This window comes from Alishewanella sp. HL-SH05 (assembly GCF_052655985.1).
On sequence record NZ_CP199753.1, the window covers coordinates 861,326 to 883,677 of the forward strand.

Genomic DNA, 22,352 nt, shown 5'->3' on the forward strand with positions numbered 1-22,352 from the left:
TTAACACCTTGGGCGCGCAAACTTGCTCGGCTTACAACGTTATGGGCGAATAATTAAAGGGTGTTTTCAAAGACCCTATCGTTAAAAGTGGTGTTAACAGCAAAATATGATGAGTGGATTTAATGACCAATTTAAAAACGTTTTTCAGTATTTTTAGATCATTCACATGGCTTTTTTAGTTCGGTTTCTAACCATGCCAGCAGCATTTTGCCATCTTTATCAATTCGAATGGGCATGGTTAACTCTTTAGGGTGATATCGGATCCCTGCATTCACAAAAATACTGTTTTCAACAATTGCCACTGCTTTACAGCCTGCATTTTGCAGTTTGACGTAACTGGACATCATTTCTACGATAGCATTATGGACAATACCTGCAGACTCATCAGGGTTTTGGAAAAGTCCCCACTCATCCATGCTCGATGCCAATACCAGAATATCATGGGTAAGTTTTCTCACCCCTTCGATGTTAAACCCTTGTGAGTAATCACAGAAAATAATCTGTCCATTGACCGACAGTGAATAATTACCATGCGCGGTGTCCATAAAAGTTACCCTACTGACGTTACGAAAAGGTTTACACAGCAATCGATTAATACATCATACAAGGTGCATAAAATTATCCATGTCAAATATAGCGCAGTTTGCTTGTAGAGTTAAACAAAGCTCATCGATAAGGCGTTTGTCATAGTACTTATCAGCAAAATTAGGTTTGGCTAGAGCATATCGGAGCGGCCCCGATAGCACCATGCTAGATATGACACTCGTAGCCCTCGGTAGAAACTTTTTTAACATTACCTTGGCCGCAAGCTGCTATTGCCATTTTCGCATGTTTTTTCACTAATTCTGTTGAGGTGAACGAGGCCTTATTAAGGTAAGCGACGCAACCGTTAATGAAAACAAAGGTAGCCAAAACTATGCCTATTTTTAAAATATTATCTATTTTTTTCAAATCACTTTTCCTTGTAAAAACATAGCCCTGCAACTTGTTACTAGCCAAGCAACCGTAGGTCATTTTGTTTAAGGCGCTTGTTGTCAGCATCACCTGACAACCTTTTTGGGTTCCTCTAAAAACCACATAATAAATGTACATTTTTTACAAATAAGCATTGAAGCGCTTCTATTAGCCCAATCTAAATTTATAAATGTTAAGCCCGCAGTATTCAATTGTGCTTCTGCAGTCTCAAAATGCGGATGCCCGCAATGGCTGCACTTTGCGTTGACACCATTGACAGTATATTGATCAACACTTAAAGCTGCCGCTGCTCCCTTTAAACCTTTGCTTAAAGTCTTAAAAAATGACATGGGTACTCCTCTAGCTTATAACGTTAAACATGCCAACGAAACGAACGCAGCGACTTGAGATCGGAATGATTGGCTTGTTAGTTACGTGGCTGTTCATATTTTAAATTCATTATTTTTGTACAAGCTGTATTTACGCGAGTTGTGACTTGAGCTACAAAAATATCAATATAACAGTCAGAAGCAGCCTTAAGTTACCCACCATATATGCATAAACTGCAAGCAGCTGTGCACCGAGTGTTACATACACCTGACTGAGGCTTTGCATTTTAAACCACCTAATGTTTTGTGTTTGGTCCTAAATGACGATTCATCATGATTGCCTTATCTCAAGCTCAATCTTGCTAAGTTAAAGAAGACCCCATACCCACCCTCAGCGTGTAAACGTCAATGTTTTTGGGAGTAACAGTAATGAGTACTCTGTTCTAATGTACACAATACAGGGGATAACAATAACTGAAGGAGTCGAACCTTCGAGGCATGCCCCTACACCTCACCGTATTACAACTTAACCCAGTTGACGGGAAACATTCGCCCGAATACAAACCTACCGTACTTCTTTACTCAATCAAATCTTCAGTCCAGTTTAATGCTTGTATCCTTACGTCAAGCTCACGGAACTGCTTAGCAAAGTCGTCAGCCTGTTTCTGAATACTCTTGACGTCTACAGCAGGCATAAACTTGATCTCTAGCTTTTTATAACGATCTTGAGAAACGGTAGCCTGTTTGGCTAACTCTCTATAGAGATCTCGCAAAGAAGCCAGCTGCTCTCGCTCGGCTAGGATGTCAGCCATTGTATTATTTTGCTCAAACTTCAAAACATTGTTTGTTTTATTTATTTTTTTTACCAATATAACTAGCTCTTTCGAAGCCTGATCTAACTCTAAAAGTAGCTCATTTGGATCTTCAGCAGGTTTTTCATCAACTTGGATTTTTGCATTCCTCAAGATCCGTTCTTTTAATTGGTTTACCTTTCTTTGTAAGTCGGCTCTGATACTTAATGCTTCTGCGAGTTTCAAATTTATCTCCTTAAAAGCCTAACGCTTTGCTATTTTGCTGCTGCAGCGAAGGCTGTCTAGTGAAAGCCACGCTTTTTTGGCCGAAACGAATTTATATGGATGCACCAAAAGATACAGACTCTGCTTACATCCTAGCGTAATTGTCAAAGTCAGCTCCTTTGAACCACCTAACACAAGCGATGTATGCGCAAAAGCCTACTGTTATTCGTCCTGATTTAACAGCCTGTTAGGTTATGTTTATATTTTTGATAATTAGATTAACTACCGCAACTAGTGAGATTAACACTGTGATAGCCCAAATAAAGAAGACTAAACCATAAATTGATGTATCGCCGTGTATTCCTTGAATATTTGTAGCAGATAAAAGCACACCAACGATACTAACAGGGAGGATTATGAGACCAGCGATAGCATTGTAATATGCTACCTTTTCAAAATACGATTTATACTTTCTGTAACAAATGAGGCAACCAATATTGGCGCAAACAATAATAAACAAAATCAATTTAAGCATTAAACAAGTCCATTTAAATAATCAAAAATATAATTTTCATTAACCTATCAGGTCTTATGTTGTTCTCTGAGTTGTATCTGCAAGGCCAAATAAGTTTATACTTATAAGTTTACTTAAAGTAAACAACTTGAATGGCATGCTAAGTATTTAATTCACTTAAAATTCACCATAATGCTGCTGACTCACCAGCGGCACACAAGCCAATAATCGTTTTTAATACAAATTATCTTCCCTGAATAACCTTAATTCAGGCCATAACTTCATCGCTGTTGTCTTGTGATAGCGTTGTTTGGATTAAGTCGTCGCAGTAGCGACGAAAATCAGCGTAATACTGGCATTGTGCTTGAACATTCCATAGAACACGTTGGCGTTATGCGATATATTCAAGCAGCAAAAAATAAATACAGATAAAAACAGTTTTATTGCAGGGTGTGGCAACTTAACACCCGGTTGGCGCAAAGCGCGACCCACCACAACTCAAGTTCAGGTTAATTACATAATTATAAAAAAGGTTGTTTTATGGCTATACGCGGAGAGTTCTCATCGAGGATCGGCTTTGTGCTGGCAGCGTCAGGTTCAGCTGTTGGTTTGGGAAATATTTGGGGCTTCCCATCGCAGGTAGCCAGTAATGGCGGCGCCGCATTCGTTTTAATGTACCTACTATTAGCGTTTTTATTGGCATACCCAGTATTGATGGCAGAGTTATTAATTGGCCGTGCCACCAAGTCGAATGTGGTCGATGCCTTAGGTCAGGTGTCGCGGGGTATTTCTGGCCGAGCAGTCGGGGTGATGGGTCTGATCACGGTATCACTGATTTTGGCGTTTTATGGCATTGTTGGTGGCTGGATGATTTCCTATGCGCTGGAAGCCGTCGCTAATATTGCTGGTTTAACTGACTTGGCTAACTGGCTGGTCACCTTTTCGTTAGAGCGCAACCTGCTATTTTGTGCGTTCTTTATGTTGCTAACCGTGGGTATTGTCAGCGGCGGCGTGGTAGATGGTATCGAACGTTGGTCAGTTCGCTTAATGCCAACCTTGTTCGTCATTATGTTGTTGTTGTTTGCTTATGTTATGACGCAAGACGGCGCAATGGATGGTTTAAAAGTGTATCTGTTGCCTGACTTTGCCGAAGTGCTTAATCCTAACTTGCTGATCAGCGCGATGGGCCAAGCCTTTTTCTCCATGTCGTTAGGGGTGGGTACTATGCTGATTTATGGCTCTTACGTGAGCCATAGTGAAAACTTACCGCGCTTAGGGGCGGCGGTATCTTTAATTGATATCGGTGTTGCGGTACTGGCAGGCTTAGTGATTATTCCTGCTATGTATGTAGCACTTAATAACGGAGTCGAAATTTTCAATGAAAGTGGCCAGTTGCTTGCTGAAGATACCTTAATTTTTACCGTGTTACCGTCACTGTTTAACACGATGGGCTTGGTCGGGTTGTTCGTTGGCCTAACGTTCTTCTTATTGATGTCGATTGCGGCCCTTACGTCGTCTATTTCAATGTTAGAAGTACCGGTATCTTACGTGGTTGAACACCAAAAAGTGGCTCGTAAGAAAGCCGTATGGTTAGTCGCAGCGATTATTTTTATTGCTAGCGCGACTATTTTGCTGAATTTTGACAGTTTGTTTGGCTTCGTGATTACCCTAACTACGCGTTACAGCCAGCCACTGCTCGGTTTAATGCTGTGCATTTTTGCTGGCTGGATCTGGCATCGTAATGACATTTTACAAGACTTAAAAACCGCTGATGCGAATGCGGAATACAGTTGGTTCTGGCGCATTTGGCCCTGGTATGTGAAATTTGTTTGTCCGCTGGTGATCGCTGTGATGTTTTACCGGTCGTTATAATGGCGATCTGCTAAGCTTATTTAACCAAGCCTAAGCCATTGCTTAGGCTTTTTTTAATGGAGCTTTTTTATGAATGTCGGCTGTTTTTCAATCAGTTTAGCGGTAAAAGATTTAGCGGTATCACAAGCATTTTATGAAAAGCTAGGTTTTACGGTGTATGCCGGTGAGCTGGCGCACCGTTTTCTTATTATGAAAAATGGCGACACCAATATTGGGCTGTTTCAAGGTATGTTTGAACACAACATCATGACCTTTAATCCGGGATGGGATCAACATGCGCAAGCGTTGCCTAGTTTTACGGATGTGCGTCAAATTGCTGAGCAATTAACGGCGCAAGGCATCGAGCTTAGTCAACAGCAGTTGAAAAATGAACGTGGCCCAGGCAGTTTTGCAGTGACCGATCCTGATGGTAATACTATCTTGTTTGATCAACACGTTTAAACCGCAACAGACCATTCTGGCTGCACGTAGGCGTTAAGTGAGTAAACGGCGTTACTGCAGCGCATTGACGCCTTTAGGCTTGATAGCAGAGCGCATGAAATGCGCTTTAGTTTATTCTTCAGGACTATAACTGGCTGGCTCGGTAAAACCGGCAGCGATCACTTGATGACTTTCAGGCAACAGTGCGGAGATCCCAACTAATTCGATACCTTCTGCTTGTAGCTGCGGTAAGCGTTGTTGTAAAAAACGATAAGTCTCAGGGTAGGGGTGGCCGATAGCAATAGCGGTTTCATGGCGCCGGGCAATTTGCAGCAATTGCTTAAATTGCTTTTCTAGCGCTTGTTGGTTTTGTTCGTTATCCAAAAAGACATGCCGCGATAAAATGGTCACGTTGTATTGTTTCGCATAACGGCGTGCGGTGCTCTGCGGTGTGGTAAGGCTATCAATAAAAAATAGCTGACGTTGTTGCAAATATTCCATGGTCCACGCCATGGGTTGCTCTAAGGCAGTAAACAGGCTACCCATATGGTTATTAATACCAATCGCATAAGGAATATCAGCCAGCGCTTGTTGCAGCGTCAATTGCACTTGCTGTTTCGACATTTCTTGCGTTAAGGCACCGGGGCCTAAACTGTTACGATGAGTGGCTTCCATCGGCATATGCAGCATCACGTCTTTTTGTAACATAAAGGCTTGTTCGGCCGCTTGTTTGCCATAAGGGGTATGCGGTAATACGGCGTAAGTTAGCTGATAGGGTAATTCGACCATTTTCAGATCGTTACGTTGATAGCCAATATCATCGATGATAATGGCAATGCGGGGTGCTGCTGCGGTAACCGAGCTCACACAAAGTAAAACAGCAGACAGCAACAAACTCAAACGCACGACAACACTTTCCTTTTTAATGCCGGGACTCCGACAGCTTTAACACTTTATAGATTATGGCGAATAGTAAGCGTTAAAGATGATTTTAAACAGTTATTTATTGACGAGAAAGCCAGCTTAAGGGATTAACCGCTTCCCCTTTTTCGCGGATCTCGAAATATAACCCCGCGTCGGCTTGTCCACCACTGGCGCCGACCAATGCAATCGCTTCACCACTCGTTACCTGTGCTCCTGGTTGTTTTAACAGATTTTGATTATGGCCGTATAACGACATAAATCCTGCACCATGATCTAATACGATAACCCAGCCATAGCCTTTTAACCAATCAGCATAAATCACACGGCCATCGGCGATAGCTTGCACGTTACTGCCATTTATGCCGCGGATCAGGATGCCACGAGAGGGCATACCACCTTGCCGATTTTGCCCAAAACGTTGCAACAACTGACCTTTTAAGGGCCATGGAAAACGACCTTTACCACTGCTGAGGCCGCTCATATCTTTGTTCAGATCAGCAAGGCGGCGTAATTCGTTGATCGTATTTTGCAGGCTGCTTTCATTTTGGCGTAGGTAGCTAAGCTGATTGCCTTGTTGTTTCAGTAAGGTTTGTAATTGTTGAACTGAATCTTGTTGGCTGCTACGTGCACTTTGTAATTGTTGCTGCTGCTTTTCTAAGGCGCTTAATTCGCGGGCTAATAATTGCTGCTGCTCATCGAGTTTGGCCATAATATGGGCCAAATCTTGCGCCGTTTGATTGATCTTGGCTAATTGCCGAATGCGCGCTTGGTTAAAGTACTGATAGTAAGTCAGTACGCGCTCTAATTTGCCGGTATCTTGTTGATTCAACAGCAAACGAGAATAATCATGCTGCCCCATACTGTAAGCACTTTTTAATTGGGCGGCCAGTAGCGTTTGTTGTTCATTTAATTGTTGCTGCAATTTAGCTTGTTGTTTTTCTAGCTTAGCGCTTTCTTGTTCAAGCTGTTGTTTACGTTGGCTGGTTTGCCGAACTTTGCCTGAAGCCTCCGCCAGGGCTCTGTCTGCTTGTTGCAGTTTTTGCTCCGCTTGTTGCAATTGGCGTTGCTGCTGTTTTACTTGCTGTTCAGTACGCTTAATTTGATTTTGCAGTTGCTGTAATTCACGCTCGGCTTGCGGTTTTTGTTGCGCCTGCGCCGTGCTGAAAAACACACAGCAAAACACCAGCAGCCCAAGCTGCCAAATAATAAAGGGTGTCTTGCTGTGCGATGGTGGCATTTAGTTAACTTGCATCAACACTTTGCCGGTCATCTCATCTGGTTTTGGCATACCCATCAGATGCAGCATGGTCGGTGCAATATCACTGAGTACACCGCCTTCGATAACTTTAGCCTGACGCCCTACATAAATTAACGGCACTGGACCGCTGGTATGGGCGGTATGAGCTTGACCAGATTGCGGATCTTGCATCATTTCAGCGTTACCATGATCTGCGGTAATTAAGCATTCGCCACCAACTTCTTGCAAGGCGGCTACCACTCTGCCAATACAGCTATCAACGGCTTCAACGGCTTTAATTGCGGCACTCATAATACCGGTATGGCCAACCATATCGCCATTCGGATAATTACAAATGATCGCATCAAACTTACCGCTGTGAATGGCCGCGACCAGTTTGTCGGTTAATTCGGTTGAGTTCATTTCTGGCTGCAGATCGTAAGTCGCGACCTGCGGCGATGGAATTAAAATCCGCTCTTCGCCGTCAAACAGGTCTTCACGTCCTCCGCTAAAGAAGAAGGTAACGTGCGCATATTTTTCCGTTTCAGAAATACGCAACTGCGTTTTTTGATGCTTGGCTAACCATTCGCCTAACACATTATTAAGGCTTTCTGGTGGATAAGCGACCGGCGCGGGAATATCGGCAGCATATTCGGTCAGCATGACAAAGCTGCTGAGTTTAGGCTGATGCTGGCGCACAAAACCATCGAAGTTGGCATCCACAAAGGCGTGGCTAAATTGTCTGGCCCGATCGGCACGGAAATTCATAAAAATGAGGGCATCGCCGTCTTGCATACTGATGGTTTGTTGATCGCCGGTGCGGATGGCAGAGGCTTTAACAAATTCATCGTTCTCATCGCGCTGATAAGCGGCGGCAAGTGCTGCAGAGGCACTATCATATTGATAAATACCTTTGCCTTGGGTTAGTAGGTCATAGGCTTGTTGCACACGGTCCCAGCGCTTGTCGCGGTCCATGGCATAGTAACGACCAATAATTGAAGCAATTTGTCCTTTACCCGAAGTGGCAAAGTGTTCTTCAAACACTTTGATTGAAGCCTCAGCACTGCGAGGAGGGGTATCACGTCCATCTAAAAACGCATGCACATAGATGCGGCTGGCGCCTTGCTGCTCTGCCAACTTTACCATGGCCAGTAGGTGTTCTTCGTGGCTGTGCACACCACCGGGTGATAGCAGCCCCATAATATGCACCGCTTTCTCTGCGGCCACGGCTTTTTGCACCGCTGTTACTAAAGTTGGGTTTTCAAAGAAATCACCATCGGCAATGGCTTTGGTAATGCGAGTAAAGTCTTGATAAACAATACGGCCTGAGCCTAAGTTAACGTGGCCCACTTCAGAGTTGCCCATTTGCCCATCTGGCAAACCAACATCTAAACCCGAACCCGAAATTAAACTGTGAGGGTAGTCTTGCCATAGTTTGTCCATCACCGGGGTATTAGCCTGAGCAATGGCGTTGTTGTCGGTTTGTTCGCGATAACCCCAACCGTCGAGAATTAATAAGACTAAAGGTTTTTTAGCTGGGTGCATACAAACTCCATGAACAAAATAGCAGGTAATGAGGATGAGACATTATCTTACCGATTTTTTGTTAATTCTCCAGTGATCATTCGTTTTCTAACGCTTGCTGAGTGCTTTTAAACCGATTTTTAGCTGTGGATTTTATGTAAAATCGGTATACTCAACGCTGTTTTGTTTTCAACGAGAAGAATATTGACGTTATGGATCAAGTTATCGAATTTATCAGCAATCATCCGCTGCTGAGCGGCGTTTGGGCATTATTGGTGGTGTTAATTGTGGGCAGCTGGATCAGTTCGTTGCTTTCTGCCATTAAGCCGGTGTCGCCAACCCAACTGACTTTAGCGGTAAACCGTGAAAATGCCGTAGTAGTCGATATCCGCACAGAAGCTGAATTTGCTAAAGGGCATATTACCGATGCCAAGCACCTAACGCAGGCACAAATTGATAAGCAACAGCTGGCAGGCCTTGAAAAGCAAAAAGATGCGCCCATTATTGTAGTATGTCAAACCGGCATGACCGCAAATCGAGCGGCATCAGCTCTGGCTAAGCAAGGCTTTACCAAAGTCTCTACGCTACAAGGTGGTATGAGTGCTTGGACAGGTGCTAGCTTACCCGTAGTGAAATCGAAGAGGTAATAATGGCAGAAGTGACTATTTACACTAAGGCGTATTGTCCTTATTGTGTTCGGGCTATCATGTTATTACGCGAGAAGAAAGTTGCGTATCAAGAAGTCAGAATTGATGTTGAAACCGAGCGTCGAGCTGAAATGATCGAACGCGCCGGTGGACGCAGTACCGTACCACAAATTTTTATTGCCAATCAGCATATTGGCGGTTGCGACGATATGTTTGCGCTGGAATCAGCTGGCAAACTCGACTCATTACTACAAGCATAACATTAACATAGGATTTATCATGGCCGAACAACAAGCAAACGGCGTTGCAGCAGATCAAACTGCACAGGGTCTACAATTTGCCATTCAGCGTATTTTTGTTAAGGATGTTTCATTTGAAGCACCAAACGCACCTGCTATTTTCCGTAAAGAATGGAAACCAGAAGTTAAGTTAGATCTGGATACCCGCAGCGACAAAATTGAAGATAACGTCTATCAAGTTATTTTATCTTTAACAGTAACCACCACTGTCGGTGATGAAACAGCTTTCTTATGCGAAGTGCAACAGGCGGGTATCTTCTCTATTGGTGAAATGGAAGAAGCGCAAATGGCTCACATGTTAGCGTCATTCTGCCCGAACATTTTGTTCCCTTATGCCCGTGAAGCTGTTTCAAACTTAGTTAACCGTGGTACTTTCCCACAGTTAAACTTAGCGCCAGTGAATTTTGATGCCTTATTTGCGCAATATTTGCAGCAACGTCAGGCTGAATCACCACAACTGAACGCGTAATGTTGCAGCCTTCTGCTATTACCGTTATTGGCGCGGGGTCTTATGGCACCGCGCTTGCTATTTGTTTGGCGCGTAACGGCAACCCTATTACCTTGTGGGGTCGTAACGCCGCCGAAATGGCTTTAATGCAGCAACAAGGTGAAAACCAAAAATATCTGCCTGGCATTGCCTTACCGAAAACTTTGCAAGTGACCGCGGATTTAACGGCTGCCGTGCAAACGAGCAATGATATTTTGATGGTAGTACCTAGTCATGCTTTCGCCGCTACGCTTCAGCAAATTAAGCCATTACTCACTGCAAAATCCCGAGTGGCTTGGGCTACAAAAGGCTTAGAGCCTGATACTGGGCGTTTATTACAAGATGTCGCCCGCGATATCTTGGGTGAGCAAATTGCCTTAGCGGTGTTATCCGGCCCTACCTTTGCAAAAGAGATGGCCGCAGGTTTACCTACCGCTATTTCATTATCTTCCAGCGATGCTGTTTTTATTCAAGAATTATCTGATTTATTGCACTGCGCGAAAACGTTTCGCGTTTATACCAACCCCGACTTTATTGGTGTGCAGTTGGGCGGTGCGGTAAAAAATGTTATTGCCATTGGCGCAGGTATGGCCGATGGCATTGGCTTTGGTGCCAATGCGCGAACTGCACTGATCACCCGTGGTTTAGCCGAGATGTGTCGTTTAGGCTGTGCTATGGGGGCGCAAAAAGATACCTTTATGGGTATGGCCGGGTTAGGCGATTTAGTCTTAACCTGCACCGACAATCAATCGCGTAATCGGCGTTTCGGCTTATTGTTAGGCGAGGGTAAGTCTGTCGCTGAAGCCATTGAGAGCATTGGCCAAGTGGTTGAAGGTTACCGCAATACCAAAGAGGTGTTTAACTTAGCTGCACGTATGGGCGTGGAAATGCCCATAACAGAGCAAGTGTACAAGGTGTTGTATGAAGGTAAGGATGCGCGCTTAGCAGCCCAACACTTGTTAGGCCGCGAGCGCAAAGACGAAACTAGCCACTAGCCAGGCTCGTGTTGTTCAGCAGGTTATTTTCTTTTAGTAATAATTGACCAATTTCATCAGCGGGCACGGCTTTACTAAAGCGGTGACCTTGCTGATTATCACAGCCCATCACATGCAGCAAATATGCCTGCATCTCTGTTTCGATATTCGTCGCGGTAACATCCAGAGTCAGGTAATTGGCTAAGCGGATTAACGTTGCGCAGATATTACGTTGCTGTTCTTGCTGTTCAATATACTTGGTTAGCGTGGGCGATAATTTCACACCATGCAACGGATGTTGCCGTAACTGGGTTAGAGAGGACACCCCTTCACCAAAGTTATCTAAAATTAAACGAAAGCCCATCTTATCCAAGCTATGCATCCGTTCACGTAACCACACCGTGGGTTGAGTAAAAATCGTCTCGGGTAATTCTAATTCAAATAAACTGGCGCTAACCTCGGCATCTTGCAAGGTGTTTTGCATAAAGCGCAAGAAGTCAGCTTGCTCGAATTGTTGGTTAGAAATGTTCAGTGCTAAACGGCCACGCATTAACCCGGTTTGTTGCCAGTATTTCACTTGCTGACAGGCTTTACGGAACACCAGGCGATCCAAACTAATAATGAGGCCGGTTTCTTCTACTAAGGGCATAAAGGTTGGTGGCGGTAACATGCCGCGACGTGGGCTAGGCCAGCGTAGCAGGGCTTCGTAACCGATAATCCGATTGCTGCTAATGCTGAACTTAGGTTGGTAATACAACTCGAATTCGCCTTGGGCAGCACTGCGATATAATTCGGTTTCCATGGCTAAATAATCTGGGGCTTGTTCTTGGCTGCCGCTATCGGCAAAGCACAGATTGTTTTGGCCTTGTTGTGAAGCTTTATATGCCGCTTTTTCAGCACTGTTCAAGAGGCTTTCGGCATCGATACCGTCGTTAGGGCTGATACTGATGCCTAGGTGGGCAAAGACCTCAATAGCCTTGCTGTCATCGCTGCCGGGCTGATTAATGCCGGCTAAAATTTTGTGTGCTAGCTGGTTTAAATAAATGCTGCTGTTGTGGTTACACAGATGGGGCGGTACTAATACCACAAAGCCATCGGTTTTATAGCGAGCTAACAGCAGTTTACGTGGCAGCACCTGTTGTAGCTTGGCCGCAATTTCGGGGAGTTGTTGCTGTAATTTGGCTTCGTTGTGCTCGCTGCCATAGCTGGGTGTTAAATGAATAAAAATGACCGCGGCTGAAGGATAATGAGCATCACAGCTTTGTAATACCATTTTCAGTAATTCATCAAACACTTTGTTATTGGGCAATAAGGTCAAACTATCACGGGTTTGTTGCTGCAACTGTAACTGATTTTCTTTGCGCAGTTCGCTGATGTTTTGGCCATACATAAGGTAAGTTGTATTACGCACGTTATCTGGCTGCACACTGTGAATACTTAGCTCAAAGGCTTCGCGTTGCCGCTCATTTAATAGCCAAGCTTCGCCTTGCCACTTTCCATTTGTGCGTAAAGCCAGTTTAATGTCGTTGTCTAATAATGTTTTGCCATCAGGATCGGCATATAAATTAAGCGGAGCAGAAATAGTTGCGCTGTCATCGGCTTTTAATAAACGCTTTAGCGTGCCGCTACCATTGCGCAGCACCAGGTTTTTATCCAATACAGCAATAACGCCTGAAGTTTCACTGAGCAGATCACTAAAACTGGTGCGAAATTGCTTGAGCTTATGACTTTTTATCGCCAAGCTGCGCATGGTTAAGATCAAGGCCACTACCAGTAGACAGATTGTCAAGGTAGAGAGCAAAAAGGCGCCTTCCATAAAAGGCTGGTTTGCCGCTGTAGCAGGCAAACTGATACTAAATAACGCTACGCAAAACGTGCTTTTAAGGTGGGTCATTGCGAAACTTTCCTAGGTTAATTTCTGACCAACTTTAACTATAGAGCTTTTTGCTCAGCGGGTACAGTGTGTAAACTAGAAATAACAGTTGGATTTCTAGCAGTACGCATTGCGTGGTCAACTCCAGATAGTACCTTTGTACTACAAAGACAACAAGGATTAATTAGTAATGTTTCATGTGGCATTGTTTGAACCGCGGATAGCACCGAATACGGGCAATATCATTCGTTTAGTGGCGAATAATGGCTGTCAATTGCATATCATTGAACCAATGGGCTTTGATTTTGAAGAGAAGAAATTACGCCGCGCAGGTTTAGATTATCACGATTTAACGCGTCTCACGCGCTATGCCAATTATCAGCAATTTGCCGAGGCAATGCAGGGGCGGCGCATTTATGCAGTCACCACTAAAGGCACGCGCTTTTACCATCAAGTGCAATATCAGCCAGATGATGTGTTGTTATTTGGCTCTGAGACCAGCGGGTTACCTGATGCAGTACGCGATCAATTACCCAGCGAGCAGAAAATTCGCATTCCCATGCAGGCGGGGGCGCGCAGCTTAAATTTGGCCAATAGTGTCGCTATTGTTAGCTACGAAGCGTGGCGACAGCATGATTTTTTGGCGGGGGTTTAAGCCTTATTTCAGCGCGTTGTTAGCGTGAGTAGGCAGCTGTTGTAAAAACTGATTGATGTGAGCCAAGGCTTGTTGGCGTAAGTTGTCTTGCTCCATCAAAAGCTCGTGCTTGGCACCTTCAATTACTTTAAAGCTATGTGGTAGCGCTGTAGGTAATTGCTTAAACCAAACCTGTTGCGCACGGTTAGCCACCACTTGATCGGCGCCGGCTTGTAACAACAAGACTGGTGTTTGGCAGTGTTGCGCGCTGCGGCGTAAACGTTTCATCGCCAAAATAGCTTGATGTAACCAAGTGCATGTTACGCCACCCAGTTGCAGTTGTGGCTCGGTTTGATAACAATGACGTAAAGCTTGATAGCGTGCTTGGCTTTGAGTTAATTCATTATGGGCAAAGGCTTTATCTTTGTAAGCTAACTGCATCGGGAAATAACGCGGGGCATTAGGCTGCCACCAGCGCCGTAACTGGCAATAAAGCATGGCGAGCGGTTCAGCTACGTTAGAAGGTACCATGCCAGTATAAATGCCGAACATCGGCGAGCAAAGGATCGCTGCGCAGAAAAACGACTGCCATTCCTGCCAAGGTGGCTGAGTAATTAAGCCTGCGGCAATAGCTGCGCCCATTGAATGGGCCAGTAATACATGTTTTTGATGTGCCGCCGGTTTGACCACTTGCCGTAAAAAACTCTCTAAATCATGCTGATAATCAGCAAAATCTGCAACATAGCCCAGTTGTGAGTCGGGTAACATGCGACCGGAACGCCCCTGTCCACGATGATCTAAAATAAACACGCTATAACCGGCAGTGGTTAATTCGAGCATTAATTCGCTGTACTTAATTGCCGTTTCAATGCGGCCACTACTGATCACCCACGCCGTGTGCGCTCCGGGGGTTAAATGATAACTGTAATGTATCGGCACACCGGCCACTCCAGCAAACTGGCCGTGTTGCATTTGTCTCCAAAATGGCAACAAGGTGTCTGGCCAGTGTTTGGTTAACTGCTGTTCAGTGGCAAGCGGCTGGATTGGGTTAAAAGTAACGTCTGCCATTAGGTGGTTTCGTGTTCGTCCGTATTCGTTGTGGGCGGTTGTTGCGTAAGCGGCAGTGTAACACTGACTTGCAAGCCCGCACCAGAGGGCAGGCTAGCCACAACCTTACCTTGATGCTGGCGAATAATTTGTGCCACGATGGCTAAACCTAAACCCGTACCGCCGGTGGTGCTGGTGCGGCTATCACTGATCCGATAAAACGGTAAAAAGATTTTGTCGAGCTGTTCTGCCGGGATCCCCGAACCATGATCGCGAATATTTAAGGTTACGCTGCTAGCCTGCGCACTTATGCTGCATTCAATAGTGCTTTGCTCGGGGCTATATTTAAGCGCATTCCGTAAAATATTTTCAATGGCACGGCCTAAAAGGCGGCTATCAGCTTGCAGCCACAGTTGCTCTGGGCCAACATAGCGTAATTGTTGCTGTTTAGCATCGGCATCGACTTGATTTAAATGCAGCACATCTTCGGTTAACGCGACCAAATCACAGGCATGGATATCCAGTTGGTATTGCCCTGCGTCTAAACGACTGTAGGTTAATAATTCATCAAGCATCACATCGAGCCGCTCTAATTCATTTTTTAAACGCGGTAATTGTTGCAGATCTTGTTGGCGTTCGGTTAAACCCAACACCAACTGCGCGCGCGCTAAGGGTGAGCGTAATTCATGTGAAATATCCCGCATCAAGCGTTGCTGATTATGCAATAAGGCGCTGATCCGCTCGGCCATGGTATTAAAACTGCGGCCAAGTTGGCCTAGTTCATCTTTACGTTTTGCTAAACGTGGTACTCGGCTATCCAACTTACCCGAAGCGAACAACAGGTTTTGTTGCACCAGTTCACGTAATGGCTTAGAAATGGAAATAGCTAAAATAAAGCTGGCTGCCGCCGAAGTTAAGAGCAGTAGCAGCACCAGAATGGGTTCGGATAAACCGCGCAGGCTCCACCAAGGTTGACTTGGCATGTTACGCTGTTGGTAAAGCGCTAGGGTTTGTTCGCCGATTTCTAGCATAAAAGGCCCCGCCAGATGCATATTATTATGCCGCAACAGCCGTGGCCGATTTAGCTGGTTTAATTCAAATAACCAGTTTTGATCAAAGTTACGAGGTAAGGCATCGGGTGTTAATACCTGATTTTGCGCTAAATCAACGACGACCCAGCGTAGATTTTGTTGCCGCTTTAAGTAACGGAGCAGCTTGTCGACCGACTCGGCGCGTTGAAATTGTTTTATCTGCTGCTGTAATTGCGTGACAATATTATTGGGTAAGCGATGAATTTTGGTATCTTCAAGCAATTGTCTACTTAAAAATAAGGTGCTTGATACTGTCAGGATCAGCACTAACCAAAACCAGATAAAGATGCGACCGGCTAGCGAGTTAACCGGGTTAAGCCAGTGAAATTTCATCAGTGTCCATCACTTAAAAATAAATAACCACTGCCCCGCAGGGTTTGAATTTTTTCGTTTGGGCTAAATTGCGCCAGTTTTTTGCGAATATTACTAATGTGCATATCTAAACTGCGATCATACATTTGTAATCGGCGACCGAGCACCACTTTGCTCAATTCTTCTTTAGAAATCACTTCGCCTGCTTTGCGCATCAGCATTTCCAGTAACTGAAACTCGGTGGCAGTGAGGCTTACCGGATGTTCTGCGCACAATACTTGGTGATTTTGTGTGTTTAAACTCAAATCATTAATATGTATAAGGCTTACTGCATGGCTCGGCTCTTGTTGCAGTAATTCAACCCGGCGTAAGATGGCCTTAATGCGGGCGACCAATTCTCTTGGATTGAACGGTTTGGCCAAATAATCATCAGCACCGAGTTCTAAACCCAGAATCCGGTCGATGTCATCTCCACGGGCGGTTAGCATTAACACGGGGCAATAAGGGCCGGCCCGCAATGCTTTTAATACCGATAAGCCATCTAAAGTGGGTAGCATAACATCTAATAAAATCAGATCGGCTGCAGCAGTTTGAATACGTTCAAGCCCAGCTTGGCCATCGTGTACTGCTTCGAAACTTAACCCATCTAGTGCGAGATATTCCGCCACTAGCTGACACAATTCAGTGTCGTCATCAATCATCAAGATCTTTGGCATGCTACTACTCCTGTTGCTTTAGGTCAGTTTACGTGGTCACTTTCAGACTGTCAGGCTCTTTACAGAATCTTTACCTGTCCTTTGCGTTGCTTTGCATTGGCTGAGTTAAGCTGTAACAGTCAACTAAGCGGAGAGCAAATGATGAAAGCGAAAACCTTATTACTTACCCTGGGCACCCTCGTCGCCTTTTCTTCTGCAAGCATGGCTGCAGCACCAGACTCAGCAGAAAAAGCACCGCATCAACATAAACAGCAACAACAAAAGCGCCAACAAATGGCACCAGGTGCGATGCTAAAGCGCCAGTTAGCCAGCTTAGATTTGTCTGCTGAACAAAAGCAAGCCGTTGCGGCTGTCTTAGCCGAACATCGGGCTAATCAGGGCGATGCAGAAGAGCGAGCGGCCGACAAGCAAGCTTGGCAAGCACTGATGGATGCGCCACAGTTTGATGAAACAACGGCAAAATTATTACTAGAAAAGCGTCGTGCTAAGCAAGAAGAGCGACAGTTGCATTTGCTGCAATTACGTCATCAAATCAATCAGATCTTAACCGTTGCGCAACGTGAGCAATTGAAAAACCAACGTGAAGAACGCCGCAGTAAAGGCGAGGGCCGTGATGGTGAAGGTAAACCTGAGGGCCGTCGTACTAAAGCAGAGCGCTCAGCTTAAGGCACGTTCTGCTTAAATAAGCAGCTGGGCGTCTATTCGACGCCCAGCTCTTTTAATTTGCGCGTTAGCGTATTTCGGCCCCAGCCTAATTTGCGCGCGGCTTCTTGTTTATGACCATGCGTATGATGCAGCGCCTGCTGTAACACAATCTTCTCAAAAGCGGGGCCCGCTTCGGCCAAAATATTCTCTTCACCTGCGGCTAAGCGTTCCGTCACCCATTGCGCGAGCAAGCTTTGCCAATCACCATGAACTGCGTCGGTAACCGAGTTATAACTGTTTTTACCGCTTTGTGTTAATTCTGGCGGCATATCGGCCACCACAATATGTTTGCCACTGGCCATCACGGTGAGCCAACGACAGGTGTTTTCTAATTGCCGCACGTTACCTGGCCAATCTAAATCGGTCAGAAATAATTCTGCTTCTTTGCTCAGCGTTTTCGCTTCAACATTAAGCTCCGTTGCGGCTTGCTGTAAGAAGTGGCGTGCCAGCTTAGCAATATCCTGGCGGCGCTCTTTTAGAGTAGGTAAATGCACGCGGATCACGTTTAAACGATGAAATAAATCCTCACGAAACTTCCCTTCTTGGGCCAGCAATTCTAAATTTTGGTGGGTGGCCGCAATAATACGAACATCTACCCCGACAGCCTGATGACCGCCGACCCGGTAAAATTGGCCATCGGCTAATACCCGTAACAGACGTGTTTGCACATCAAGCGGCATATCGCCAATTTCATCCAGAAATAAGGTGCCGCTATCGGCTTGTTCAAAACGTCCTTTACGTTGCGTATTGGCCCCGGTAAACGCACCTTTTTCATGACCAAATAGCTCAGATTCAATCAGATCTTTTGGGATCGCAGCCATATTCAAGGCAATAAAGGGTTTTTCTGAGCGAGGGCTGTGTTTATGTAAGGCGCGCGCGACCAACTCTTTACCAGTACCTGATTGCCCATTAATCAGTACACTGATACTGGAACGGGCTAAGCGACCAATAGCACGAAACACTTCCTGCATGGCCGGCGCTTCACCAATAATCTCTGGGTTGAGTGCCGGTGGCAGCGGTTGCTGTTTGGCTAATTGGTTTTTGCTGTGCTCTAAAGCGCGACTGATCAGGGCGACAGCATCGTTAACATCAAAGGGCTTAGGCAAGTATTCAAAAGCACCTCGTTTAAAGGCGTTGACGGCGCTGTCTAGGTCAGAATGCGCCGTCATTATGATTACGGGTAAATCAGGGCTAAGTTCTTGCAACTTGCTAAGTAACGCCATGCCATCTGTACCGGGCATCCGAATATCCGATACAACAACCGCCGGTTGTTCATACTCTAAGCGTTGCAGCATTAAATCGGCTGAGGCAAAGCTTTCACATTGGATATCGGTACGTGCTAAGGCTTTTTCTAAGACCCAACGAATGGAATTATCGTCATCAATTATCCAGACAAATTGATTCATACATCATCCTCACAGTCTGAAATAGGTAAATAAATCATAAAACCGGTATGTCCCGGCCAGCTTTCACAGTCTATCCAACCGCGTTGTTGATGGATCAGCGTTTGCGCAATGGATAAGCCTAAGCCTGTGCCACCCGCTTTGCCGCTGACCATTGGATAAAACAATGTGTCACGAATGGCCACGGGTATACCCGGACCGTTATCGATGACTTTAATGCAGGCAACCAGCTTATAGCGCTTACCGTGCAAGGTGTGCTGATGCAAGATACGGCTTTGTAGCGTGATTTGACCGCCATCGACGAGTGCTTGTTGTGCATTTCGTACGATATTTAATAAGGCTTGTTCTAACAATTCGGGATCGAACATAAAATCAGGAATACTGGGATCATAATCCCGTTGAAAATAAATTTGTTGAGGATTATCCATGTTCGCCAGTTTAAGAACTTGCTCTGCAACCTGGTGCAAATTACTTTGTTGTAAACTTGGGGGCCGATAAGGGCCGAGCAAACGGTCGACTAAATTACGAAGACGATCCGCTTGGGCAATAATCAGTTGGGTGTATTCTTTTTGTTCATCATCCAGTGACTCTTCTAGCAGCTGCGCAGCACCCCTTAAACCGCCTAAGGGGTTTTTAATTTCATGGGCTAAACCACGGATCAATTCACGGGCGGCTAGATGCTGATGTTGTTGCAGGCTTTCCATACTGATCTTGCGTTGATGATCAACTTGGCGCAGCTCCAGCAGCAAATAAATCGGCTGTTGCTCAATAATAGTGACTGAGATATCTAACAATAAATGACGACCATCAATTAATACTGCTTGCACGTCACTGACGCTAAAAGCTTGTTTGCTTTGCATCGCGTTATACAAATGATTGGCTTTTAAATCGATGTGTTGAAATAAACCGGGAAAGAACTGTTGCTTAAGCTTTTTTTCGCCTAGGCCTAAAACGGCACAACTGGCGGTATTAAAATAACACACGCTGAGCGTTTCATCTAACACCATTACCGCGGTAGTGAGCTGATCAACCAGTGAGATCGCAAACGAGTCCTGAGTCATAAACTTACCTATTGCACCAATTTGGTGCTATGGAAGTGAAGCTTAACTCAGAACAACCTGAATTTCACTGACAATGCACTAATTTGGTTAATTTATACGAGTTCTATGCATATAGAAGATGGTAAGAGGACTTGTTGCAATTAGCTTGCCGTTTTGGTCTAGAAGTTCGATTTGTACGTTGTGTTCTCCACGATAAACATCACGCAACACAAACACCGCACTGTTCTGTGGCTCGCCATGCGGTTTACCATCGAATAATAGCCTGACGCGAAAGCCACGCTGAAAACGGGGACTGATACGGCCGGAGATATAAACTGAACCGGTGTTGTCGCGAACGGTGGCTTCATTTTCAGGTTGGGTAATTGAGACAGTATAAGGCTCAGGGGCTGGTGGCTTTTTTTCAGGTAAGCGTGTGTCTGTTGCTTCCATGATATTAGGTCGGCTTTGCAAACTGACTTCTTCTGAGCCGGGTAACGGGCTATCTGAAAAAACCAAAACACCATTGGCATCACGACCGACAAATATCTTCTTTTCTTGCGCCAAAGTTGAGTTGGCAACGAGTAATAATGTCAGTGACAGCCAAAGTAATTTCATTAATGTTGTATTCCTGAGTTCCGTCTTCCTGACGCTTCTTTTAACTTTAGCTGGAAATACTTAAATATTCTACAAAAAAAAGCTCACCGAAGTGAGCTTTTAATGCACAGAAAAAACTTAATTAACTGATATTACACGCTGTAATACAATTCAAATTCAAGCGGGTGCACAGCCATTGCAACTTTGCGGGCTTCCGCGCGCTTGATACCAATATAAGCATCAATCATTTCGTCAGACATAACGCCGCCTTTAGTGAAGATCGCGCGGTTTTTGTCTAATTCGTTTAACGCTTCATCTAAAGAGGTAGCCACTTGTGGAATGTTGGCTGCTTCTTCAGCAGGTAAGTCATACAAATCTTTGTCCATGGCATCGCCAGGATGGATCTTGTTTTGAATGCCGTCTAAACCCGCCATCAATTGTGCAGTGAAGGCTAAATATGGGTTAGCTGCTGGATCCGGGAAGCGACACTCGATACGACGTGCTTTTGCACTAGGCACCAGAGGGATACGGATTGACGCAGAACGGTTACGCGCTGAGTACGCTAACATCACAGGCGCTTCGAAATGTGGCACTAAACGCTTGTAAGAGTTAGTAGATGGGTTAGTGAAAGCATTGATGGCTTTAGCGTGCTTAATGATACCGCCGATGTAGTAAAGTGCGATTTCAGACAAGCCAGCGTATTTGTCACCTGCGAACAGGTTAACGCCATCTTTCGCTAAAGACTGGTGGCAGTGCATACCAGAACCGTTATCGCCGACTAATGGCTTAGGCATAAAGGTAACTGTTTTGCCGTACATATGTGCTACGTTGTGAATTACATACTTAAGCTGTTGAACTTCATCTGCTTTTTTAGTTAATGTATTGAAACGCGTTGCGATTTCGTTTTGACCCGCAGTGGCCACTTCGTGGTGATGCGCTTCAACCACTTGGCCCATCTCTTCAAGCACCATACACATGGCACTACGAATATCATGGCCTGAATCTACTGGTGGTAACGGGAAATAACCGCCTTTAACACCCGGACGGTGGCCTTTGTTACCTTCTTCATAACTCGTGCCTGAGTTCCACGCGGCTTCAGTAGAGTTCAGTTTGAAGAATGAACCTGACATGTCCGTGTGGAAACGCACGTCGTCAAACATAAAGAATTCTGGTTCAGGGCCAAACAACACGGTATCCGCGATACCAGTAGATTTTAAATACTCTTCAGCGCGCTGAGCGATTGAACGTGGGTCACGATCGTAACCTTGCATGGTGCTTGGTTCGATAACATCACAAGTGATGTTTAACGTGGTTTCTTCAAAGAAGGGATCTAATACAGCGCTAGAAGCGTCTGGCATTAAAATCATGTCTGAATCGTTGATGCCTTTCCAACCGGTAATAGAAGAGCCGTCAAACATTTTACCGTCTTCAAATGTCTCTTCAGAAATTTGGCTAACCGGTACACTGACGTGTTGCTCTTTACCTTTGGTATCGGTAAAGCGCAGATCGATAAACTTTACATCGTTTTCTTTGATAAGTTTCAGAACGTTTTCTACAGACATGCAGTCCTCCAAGTGAACCAATTTGAGCAGTTGTATTGTATGTTGCCCTGTTAAATGCCAGATATATGCCAACATACTAAGTTTATGTATCTATTAGTTATTTAAAAAAATCAGCACGGCCAGTTGATAGCTTTGCACTAAAATGGTGCTTCACTGCATCAAGTTGGTGCTTCGCGGG

At 45.0% G+C, this 22,352-nt stretch carries 23 protein-coding genes; 8 read left to right on the forward strand and 15 right to left on the reverse strand.

All coding sequences use genetic code 11. From position 1 onward, the window contains the following. Positions 1-158 precede the first annotated feature (158 nt). The 4 genes from ACUJFL_RS03880 to ACUJFL_RS03895 form a co-directional block, all read right to left on the reverse strand. Positions 159-545 (reverse strand): hypothetical protein, encoded by a 387-nt coding sequence (locus tag ACUJFL_RS03880; protein ID WP_445428553.1) that lies wholly within the window; start codon positions 543-545, stop codon positions 159-161. A gap of 205 nt (positions 546-750) precedes the next feature. Further along, a complete protein-coding gene (locus tag ACUJFL_RS03885) occupies positions 751-1,044 on the reverse strand; it encodes a hypothetical protein (RefSeq protein ID WP_445428554.1) in 294 nt (97 codons plus the stop codon). Further along, positions 1,041-1,304 carry a hypothetical protein gene (locus ACUJFL_RS03890; protein WP_445428555.1) on the reverse strand — a complete coding sequence of 88 codons (264 nt, stop codon included), beginning with the start codon at positions 1,302-1,304 and terminating at the stop codon, positions 1,041-1,043. Before ACUJFL_RS03890 ends, ACUJFL_RS03885 begins: the two co-directional genes overlap by 4 nt. A 557-nt stretch (positions 1,305-1,861) precedes the next feature. Beyond that, positions 1,862-2,320, reverse strand: a complete 459-nt coding sequence (locus ACUJFL_RS03895; protein WP_229588466.1) for a DIP1984 family protein — start codon at positions 2,318-2,320, stop codon at positions 1,862-1,864. Between the two features lie 1,033 nt (positions 2,321-3,353). On the opposite strand from ACUJFL_RS03895, the gene ACUJFL_RS03900 reads away from it, so the two are divergent. Continuing rightward, positions 3,354-4,685: a sodium-dependent transporter gene (locus tag ACUJFL_RS03900; RefSeq protein WP_306177166.1), complete on the forward strand. Its 1,332-nt coding sequence runs from the start codon at positions 3,354-3,356 to the stop codon at positions 4,683-4,685. Between the two features lie 69 nt (positions 4,686-4,754). Continuing rightward, a complete protein-coding gene (locus tag ACUJFL_RS03905) occupies positions 4,755-5,126 on the forward strand; it encodes a VOC family protein (protein WP_445428556.1) in 372 nt (123 codons plus the stop codon). Between the two features lie 111 nt (positions 5,127-5,237). On the opposite strand, the gene ACUJFL_RS03910 is transcribed toward ACUJFL_RS03905, so the two are convergent. The 3 genes from ACUJFL_RS03910 to gpmM all read right to left on the reverse strand — a co-directional run bounded on the left by ACUJFL_RS03910 (position 5,238) and on the right by gpmM (position 8,811). Then, entirely contained in the window at positions 5,238-6,011 is a 774-nt protein-coding gene (locus tag ACUJFL_RS03910) for a divergent polysaccharide deacetylase family protein (protein WP_226749429.1), read from the reverse strand. A 97-nt stretch (positions 6,012-6,108) separates the two neighbouring features. Beyond that, positions 6,109-7,266 carry a murein hydrolase activator EnvC family protein gene (locus ACUJFL_RS03915; protein ID WP_445428557.1) on the reverse strand — a complete coding sequence of 386 codons (1,158 nt, stop codon included), beginning with the start codon at positions 7,264-7,266 and terminating at the stop codon, positions 6,109-6,111. Next, a complete protein-coding gene (gpmM, locus tag ACUJFL_RS03920; protein WP_445428558.1) occupies positions 7,267-8,811 on the reverse strand; it encodes a 2,3-bisphosphoglycerate-independent phosphoglycerate mutase in 1,545 nt (514 codons plus the stop codon). A gap of 191 nt (positions 8,812-9,002) precedes the next feature. On the opposite strand from gpmM, the gene ACUJFL_RS03925 reads away from it, so the two are divergent. The 4 genes from ACUJFL_RS03925 to gpsA are packed head-to-tail and all read left to right on the forward strand — an operon-like array spanning position 9,003 to position 11,218. Further along, positions 9,003-9,437, forward strand: coding sequence for a rhodanese-like domain-containing protein (locus ACUJFL_RS03925; RefSeq protein WP_226749432.1), 435 nt, complete (start codon positions 9,003-9,005; stop codon positions 9,435-9,437). Positions 9,438-9,439: 2 nt separating this feature from the next. Beyond that, on the forward strand, positions 9,440-9,697 hold the full coding sequence (gene grxC / locus ACUJFL_RS03930; RefSeq protein ID WP_226749433.1) for a glutaredoxin 3: 258 nt from the start codon (positions 9,440-9,442) through the stop codon (positions 9,695-9,697). Between the two features lie 19 nt (positions 9,698-9,716). Next, the gene (gene secB / locus ACUJFL_RS03935; protein ID WP_226749434.1) at positions 9,717-10,205 is read left to right on the forward strand and encodes a protein-export chaperone SecB; all 489 of its coding nucleotides are present in this window, start codon (positions 9,717-9,719) and stop codon (positions 10,203-10,205) included. Further along, a complete protein-coding gene (gpsA, locus tag ACUJFL_RS03940; protein WP_226749435.1) occupies positions 10,205-11,218 on the forward strand; it encodes an NAD(P)H-dependent glycerol-3-phosphate dehydrogenase in 1,014 nt (337 codons plus the stop codon). The genes secB and gpsA overlap by 1 nt, the downstream gene beginning before the upstream one ends. Here the strand turns inward: gpsA and ACUJFL_RS03945 are convergent. Continuing rightward, on the reverse strand, positions 11,208-13,091 hold the full coding sequence (locus ACUJFL_RS03945; protein WP_445428559.1) for a putative bifunctional diguanylate cyclase/phosphodiesterase: 1,884 nt from the start codon (positions 13,089-13,091) through the stop codon (positions 11,208-11,210). The genes gpsA and ACUJFL_RS03945 overlap by 11 nt on opposite strands. 169 nt (positions 13,092-13,260) lie before the next feature. On the opposite strand from ACUJFL_RS03945, the gene ACUJFL_RS03950 reads away from it, so the two are divergent. After that, positions 13,261-13,725 carry a tRNA (cytidine(34)-2'-O)-methyltransferase gene (locus ACUJFL_RS03950; protein ID WP_445428560.1) on the forward strand — a complete coding sequence of 155 codons (465 nt, stop codon included), beginning with the start codon at positions 13,261-13,263 and terminating at the stop codon, positions 13,723-13,725. 3 nt (positions 13,726-13,728) lie between these two features. Here ACUJFL_RS03950 and ACUJFL_RS03955 read toward each other — a convergent pair whose 3' ends face one another. From ACUJFL_RS03955 to ACUJFL_RS03965, 3 genes are read right to left on the reverse strand one after another with little or no spacing between them, the layout of a single operon-like run. Continuing rightward, positions 13,729-14,772: an alpha/beta fold hydrolase gene (locus tag ACUJFL_RS03955; protein WP_445428561.1), complete on the reverse strand. Its 1,044-nt coding sequence runs from the start codon at positions 14,770-14,772 to the stop codon at positions 13,729-13,731. Further along, a complete protein-coding gene (locus ACUJFL_RS03960; protein WP_445428562.1) occupies positions 14,772-16,175 on the reverse strand; it encodes an ATP-binding protein in 1,404 nt (467 codons plus the stop codon). The genes ACUJFL_RS03955 and ACUJFL_RS03960 overlap by 1 nt, the downstream gene beginning before the upstream one ends. Next, positions 16,175-16,870, reverse strand: coding sequence for a response regulator (locus tag ACUJFL_RS03965; protein ID WP_445428563.1), 696 nt, complete (start codon positions 16,868-16,870; stop codon positions 16,175-16,177). Before ACUJFL_RS03965 ends, ACUJFL_RS03960 begins: the two co-directional genes overlap by 1 nt. Positions 16,871-17,008: 138 nt before the next feature. Here ACUJFL_RS03965 and ACUJFL_RS03970 point away from each other — a divergent pair, with 138 nt between their 5' ends. Next, complete coding sequence (locus ACUJFL_RS03970) at positions 17,009-17,536, forward strand: Spy/CpxP family protein refolding chaperone (RefSeq protein ID WP_445428564.1); 528 nt, start codon at positions 17,009-17,011, stop codon at positions 17,534-17,536. 32 nt (positions 17,537-17,568) lie between these two features. Here the strand turns inward: ACUJFL_RS03970 and glnG are convergent, their stop codons facing one another. The 4 genes from glnG to glnA form a co-directional block, all read right to left on the reverse strand. Next, entirely contained in the window at positions 17,569-18,981 is a 1,413-nt protein-coding gene (glnG, locus tag ACUJFL_RS03975; protein WP_226749442.1) for a nitrogen regulation protein NR(I), read from the reverse strand. Beyond that, on the reverse strand, positions 18,978-20,039 hold the full coding sequence (glnL, locus tag ACUJFL_RS03980) for a nitrogen regulation protein NR(II) (RefSeq protein ID WP_236128805.1): 1,062 nt from the start codon (positions 20,037-20,039) through the stop codon (positions 18,978-18,980). The genes glnG and glnL overlap by 4 nt, the downstream gene beginning before the upstream one ends. A gap of 87 nt (positions 20,040-20,126) precedes the next feature. Further along, positions 20,127-20,633 (reverse strand): DUF4124 domain-containing protein, encoded by a 507-nt coding sequence (locus tag ACUJFL_RS03985; protein WP_226749444.1) that lies wholly within the window; start codon positions 20,631-20,633, stop codon positions 20,127-20,129. A 131-nt stretch (positions 20,634-20,764) separates the two neighbouring features. Then, on the reverse strand, positions 20,765-22,174 hold the full coding sequence (gene glnA / locus ACUJFL_RS03990) for a glutamate--ammonia ligase (RefSeq protein WP_306177156.1): 1,410 nt from the start codon (positions 22,172-22,174) through the stop codon (positions 20,765-20,767). Positions 22,175-22,352: the final 178 nt, after the last annotated feature.

Bases quoted from the DNA above. Each gene is read 5' to 3' on its own strand.
- ACUJFL_RS03880 (WP_445428553.1), bottom strand. From the start codon at position 545: ATGGACACCGCGCATGGTAATTATTCACTGTCGGTCAATGGACAGATT.
- ACUJFL_RS03890 (WP_445428555.1), bottom strand. From the start codon at position 1,304: ATGTCATTTTTTAAGACTTTAAGCAAAGGTTTAAAGGGAGCAGCGGCA.
- ACUJFL_RS03900 (WP_306177166.1), top strand. From the start codon at position 3,354: ATGGCTATACGCGGAGAGTTCTCATCGAGGATCGGCTTTGTGCTGGCA.
- ACUJFL_RS03905 (WP_445428556.1), top strand. From the start codon at position 4,755: ATGAATGTCGGCTGTTTTTCAATCAGTTTAGCGGTAAAAGATTTAGCG.
- ACUJFL_RS03915 (WP_445428557.1), bottom strand. From the start codon at position 7,266: ATGCCACCATCGCACAGCAAGACACCCTTTATTATTTGGCAGCTTGGG.
- gpmM (WP_445428558.1), bottom strand. From the start codon at position 8,811: ATGCACCCAGCTAAAAAACCTTTAGTCTTATTAATTCTCGACGGTTGG.
- ACUJFL_RS03925 (WP_226749432.1), top strand. From the start codon at position 9,003: ATGGATCAAGTTATCGAATTTATCAGCAATCATCCGCTGCTGAGCGGC.
- grxC (WP_226749433.1), top strand. From the start codon at position 9,440: ATGGCAGAAGTGACTATTTACACTAAGGCGTATTGTCCTTATTGTGTT.
- secB (WP_226749434.1), top strand. From the start codon at position 9,717: ATGGCCGAACAACAAGCAAACGGCGTTGCAGCAGATCAAACTGCACAG.
- gpsA (WP_226749435.1), top strand. From the start codon at position 10,205: ATGTTGCAGCCTTCTGCTATTACCGTTATTGGCGCGGGGTCTTATGGC.
- ACUJFL_RS03945 (WP_445428559.1), bottom strand. From the start codon at position 13,091: ATGACCCACCTTAAAAGCACGTTTTGCGTAGCGTTATTTAGTATCAGT.
- ACUJFL_RS03950 (WP_445428560.1), top strand. From the start codon at position 13,261: ATGTTTCATGTGGCATTGTTTGAACCGCGGATAGCACCGAATACGGGC.
- ACUJFL_RS03955 (WP_445428561.1), bottom strand. From the start codon at position 14,772: ATGGCAGACGTTACTTTTAACCCAATCCAGCCGCTTGCCACTGAACAG.
- ACUJFL_RS03960 (WP_445428562.1), bottom strand. From the start codon at position 16,175: ATGAAATTTCACTGGCTTAACCCGGTTAACTCGCTAGCCGGTCGCATC.
- ACUJFL_RS03965 (WP_445428563.1), bottom strand. From the start codon at position 16,870: ATGCCAAAGATCTTGATGATTGATGACGACACTGAATTGTGTCAGCTA.
- ACUJFL_RS03970 (WP_445428564.1), top strand. From the start codon at position 17,009: ATGATGAAAGCGAAAACCTTATTACTTACCCTGGGCACCCTCGTCGCC.
- glnG (WP_226749442.1), bottom strand. From the start codon at position 18,981: ATGAATCAATTTGTCTGGATAATTGATGACGATAATTCCATTCGTTGG.
- glnL (WP_236128805.1), bottom strand. From the start codon at position 20,039: ATGACTCAGGACTCGTTTGCGATCTCACTGGTTGATCAGCTCACTACC.
- ACUJFL_RS03985 (WP_226749444.1), bottom strand. From the start codon at position 20,633: ATGAAATTACTTTGGCTGTCACTGACATTATTACTCGTTGCCAACTCA.
- glnA (WP_306177156.1), bottom strand. From the start codon at position 22,174: ATGTCTGTAGAAAACGTTCTGAAACTTATCAAAGAAAACGATGTAAAG.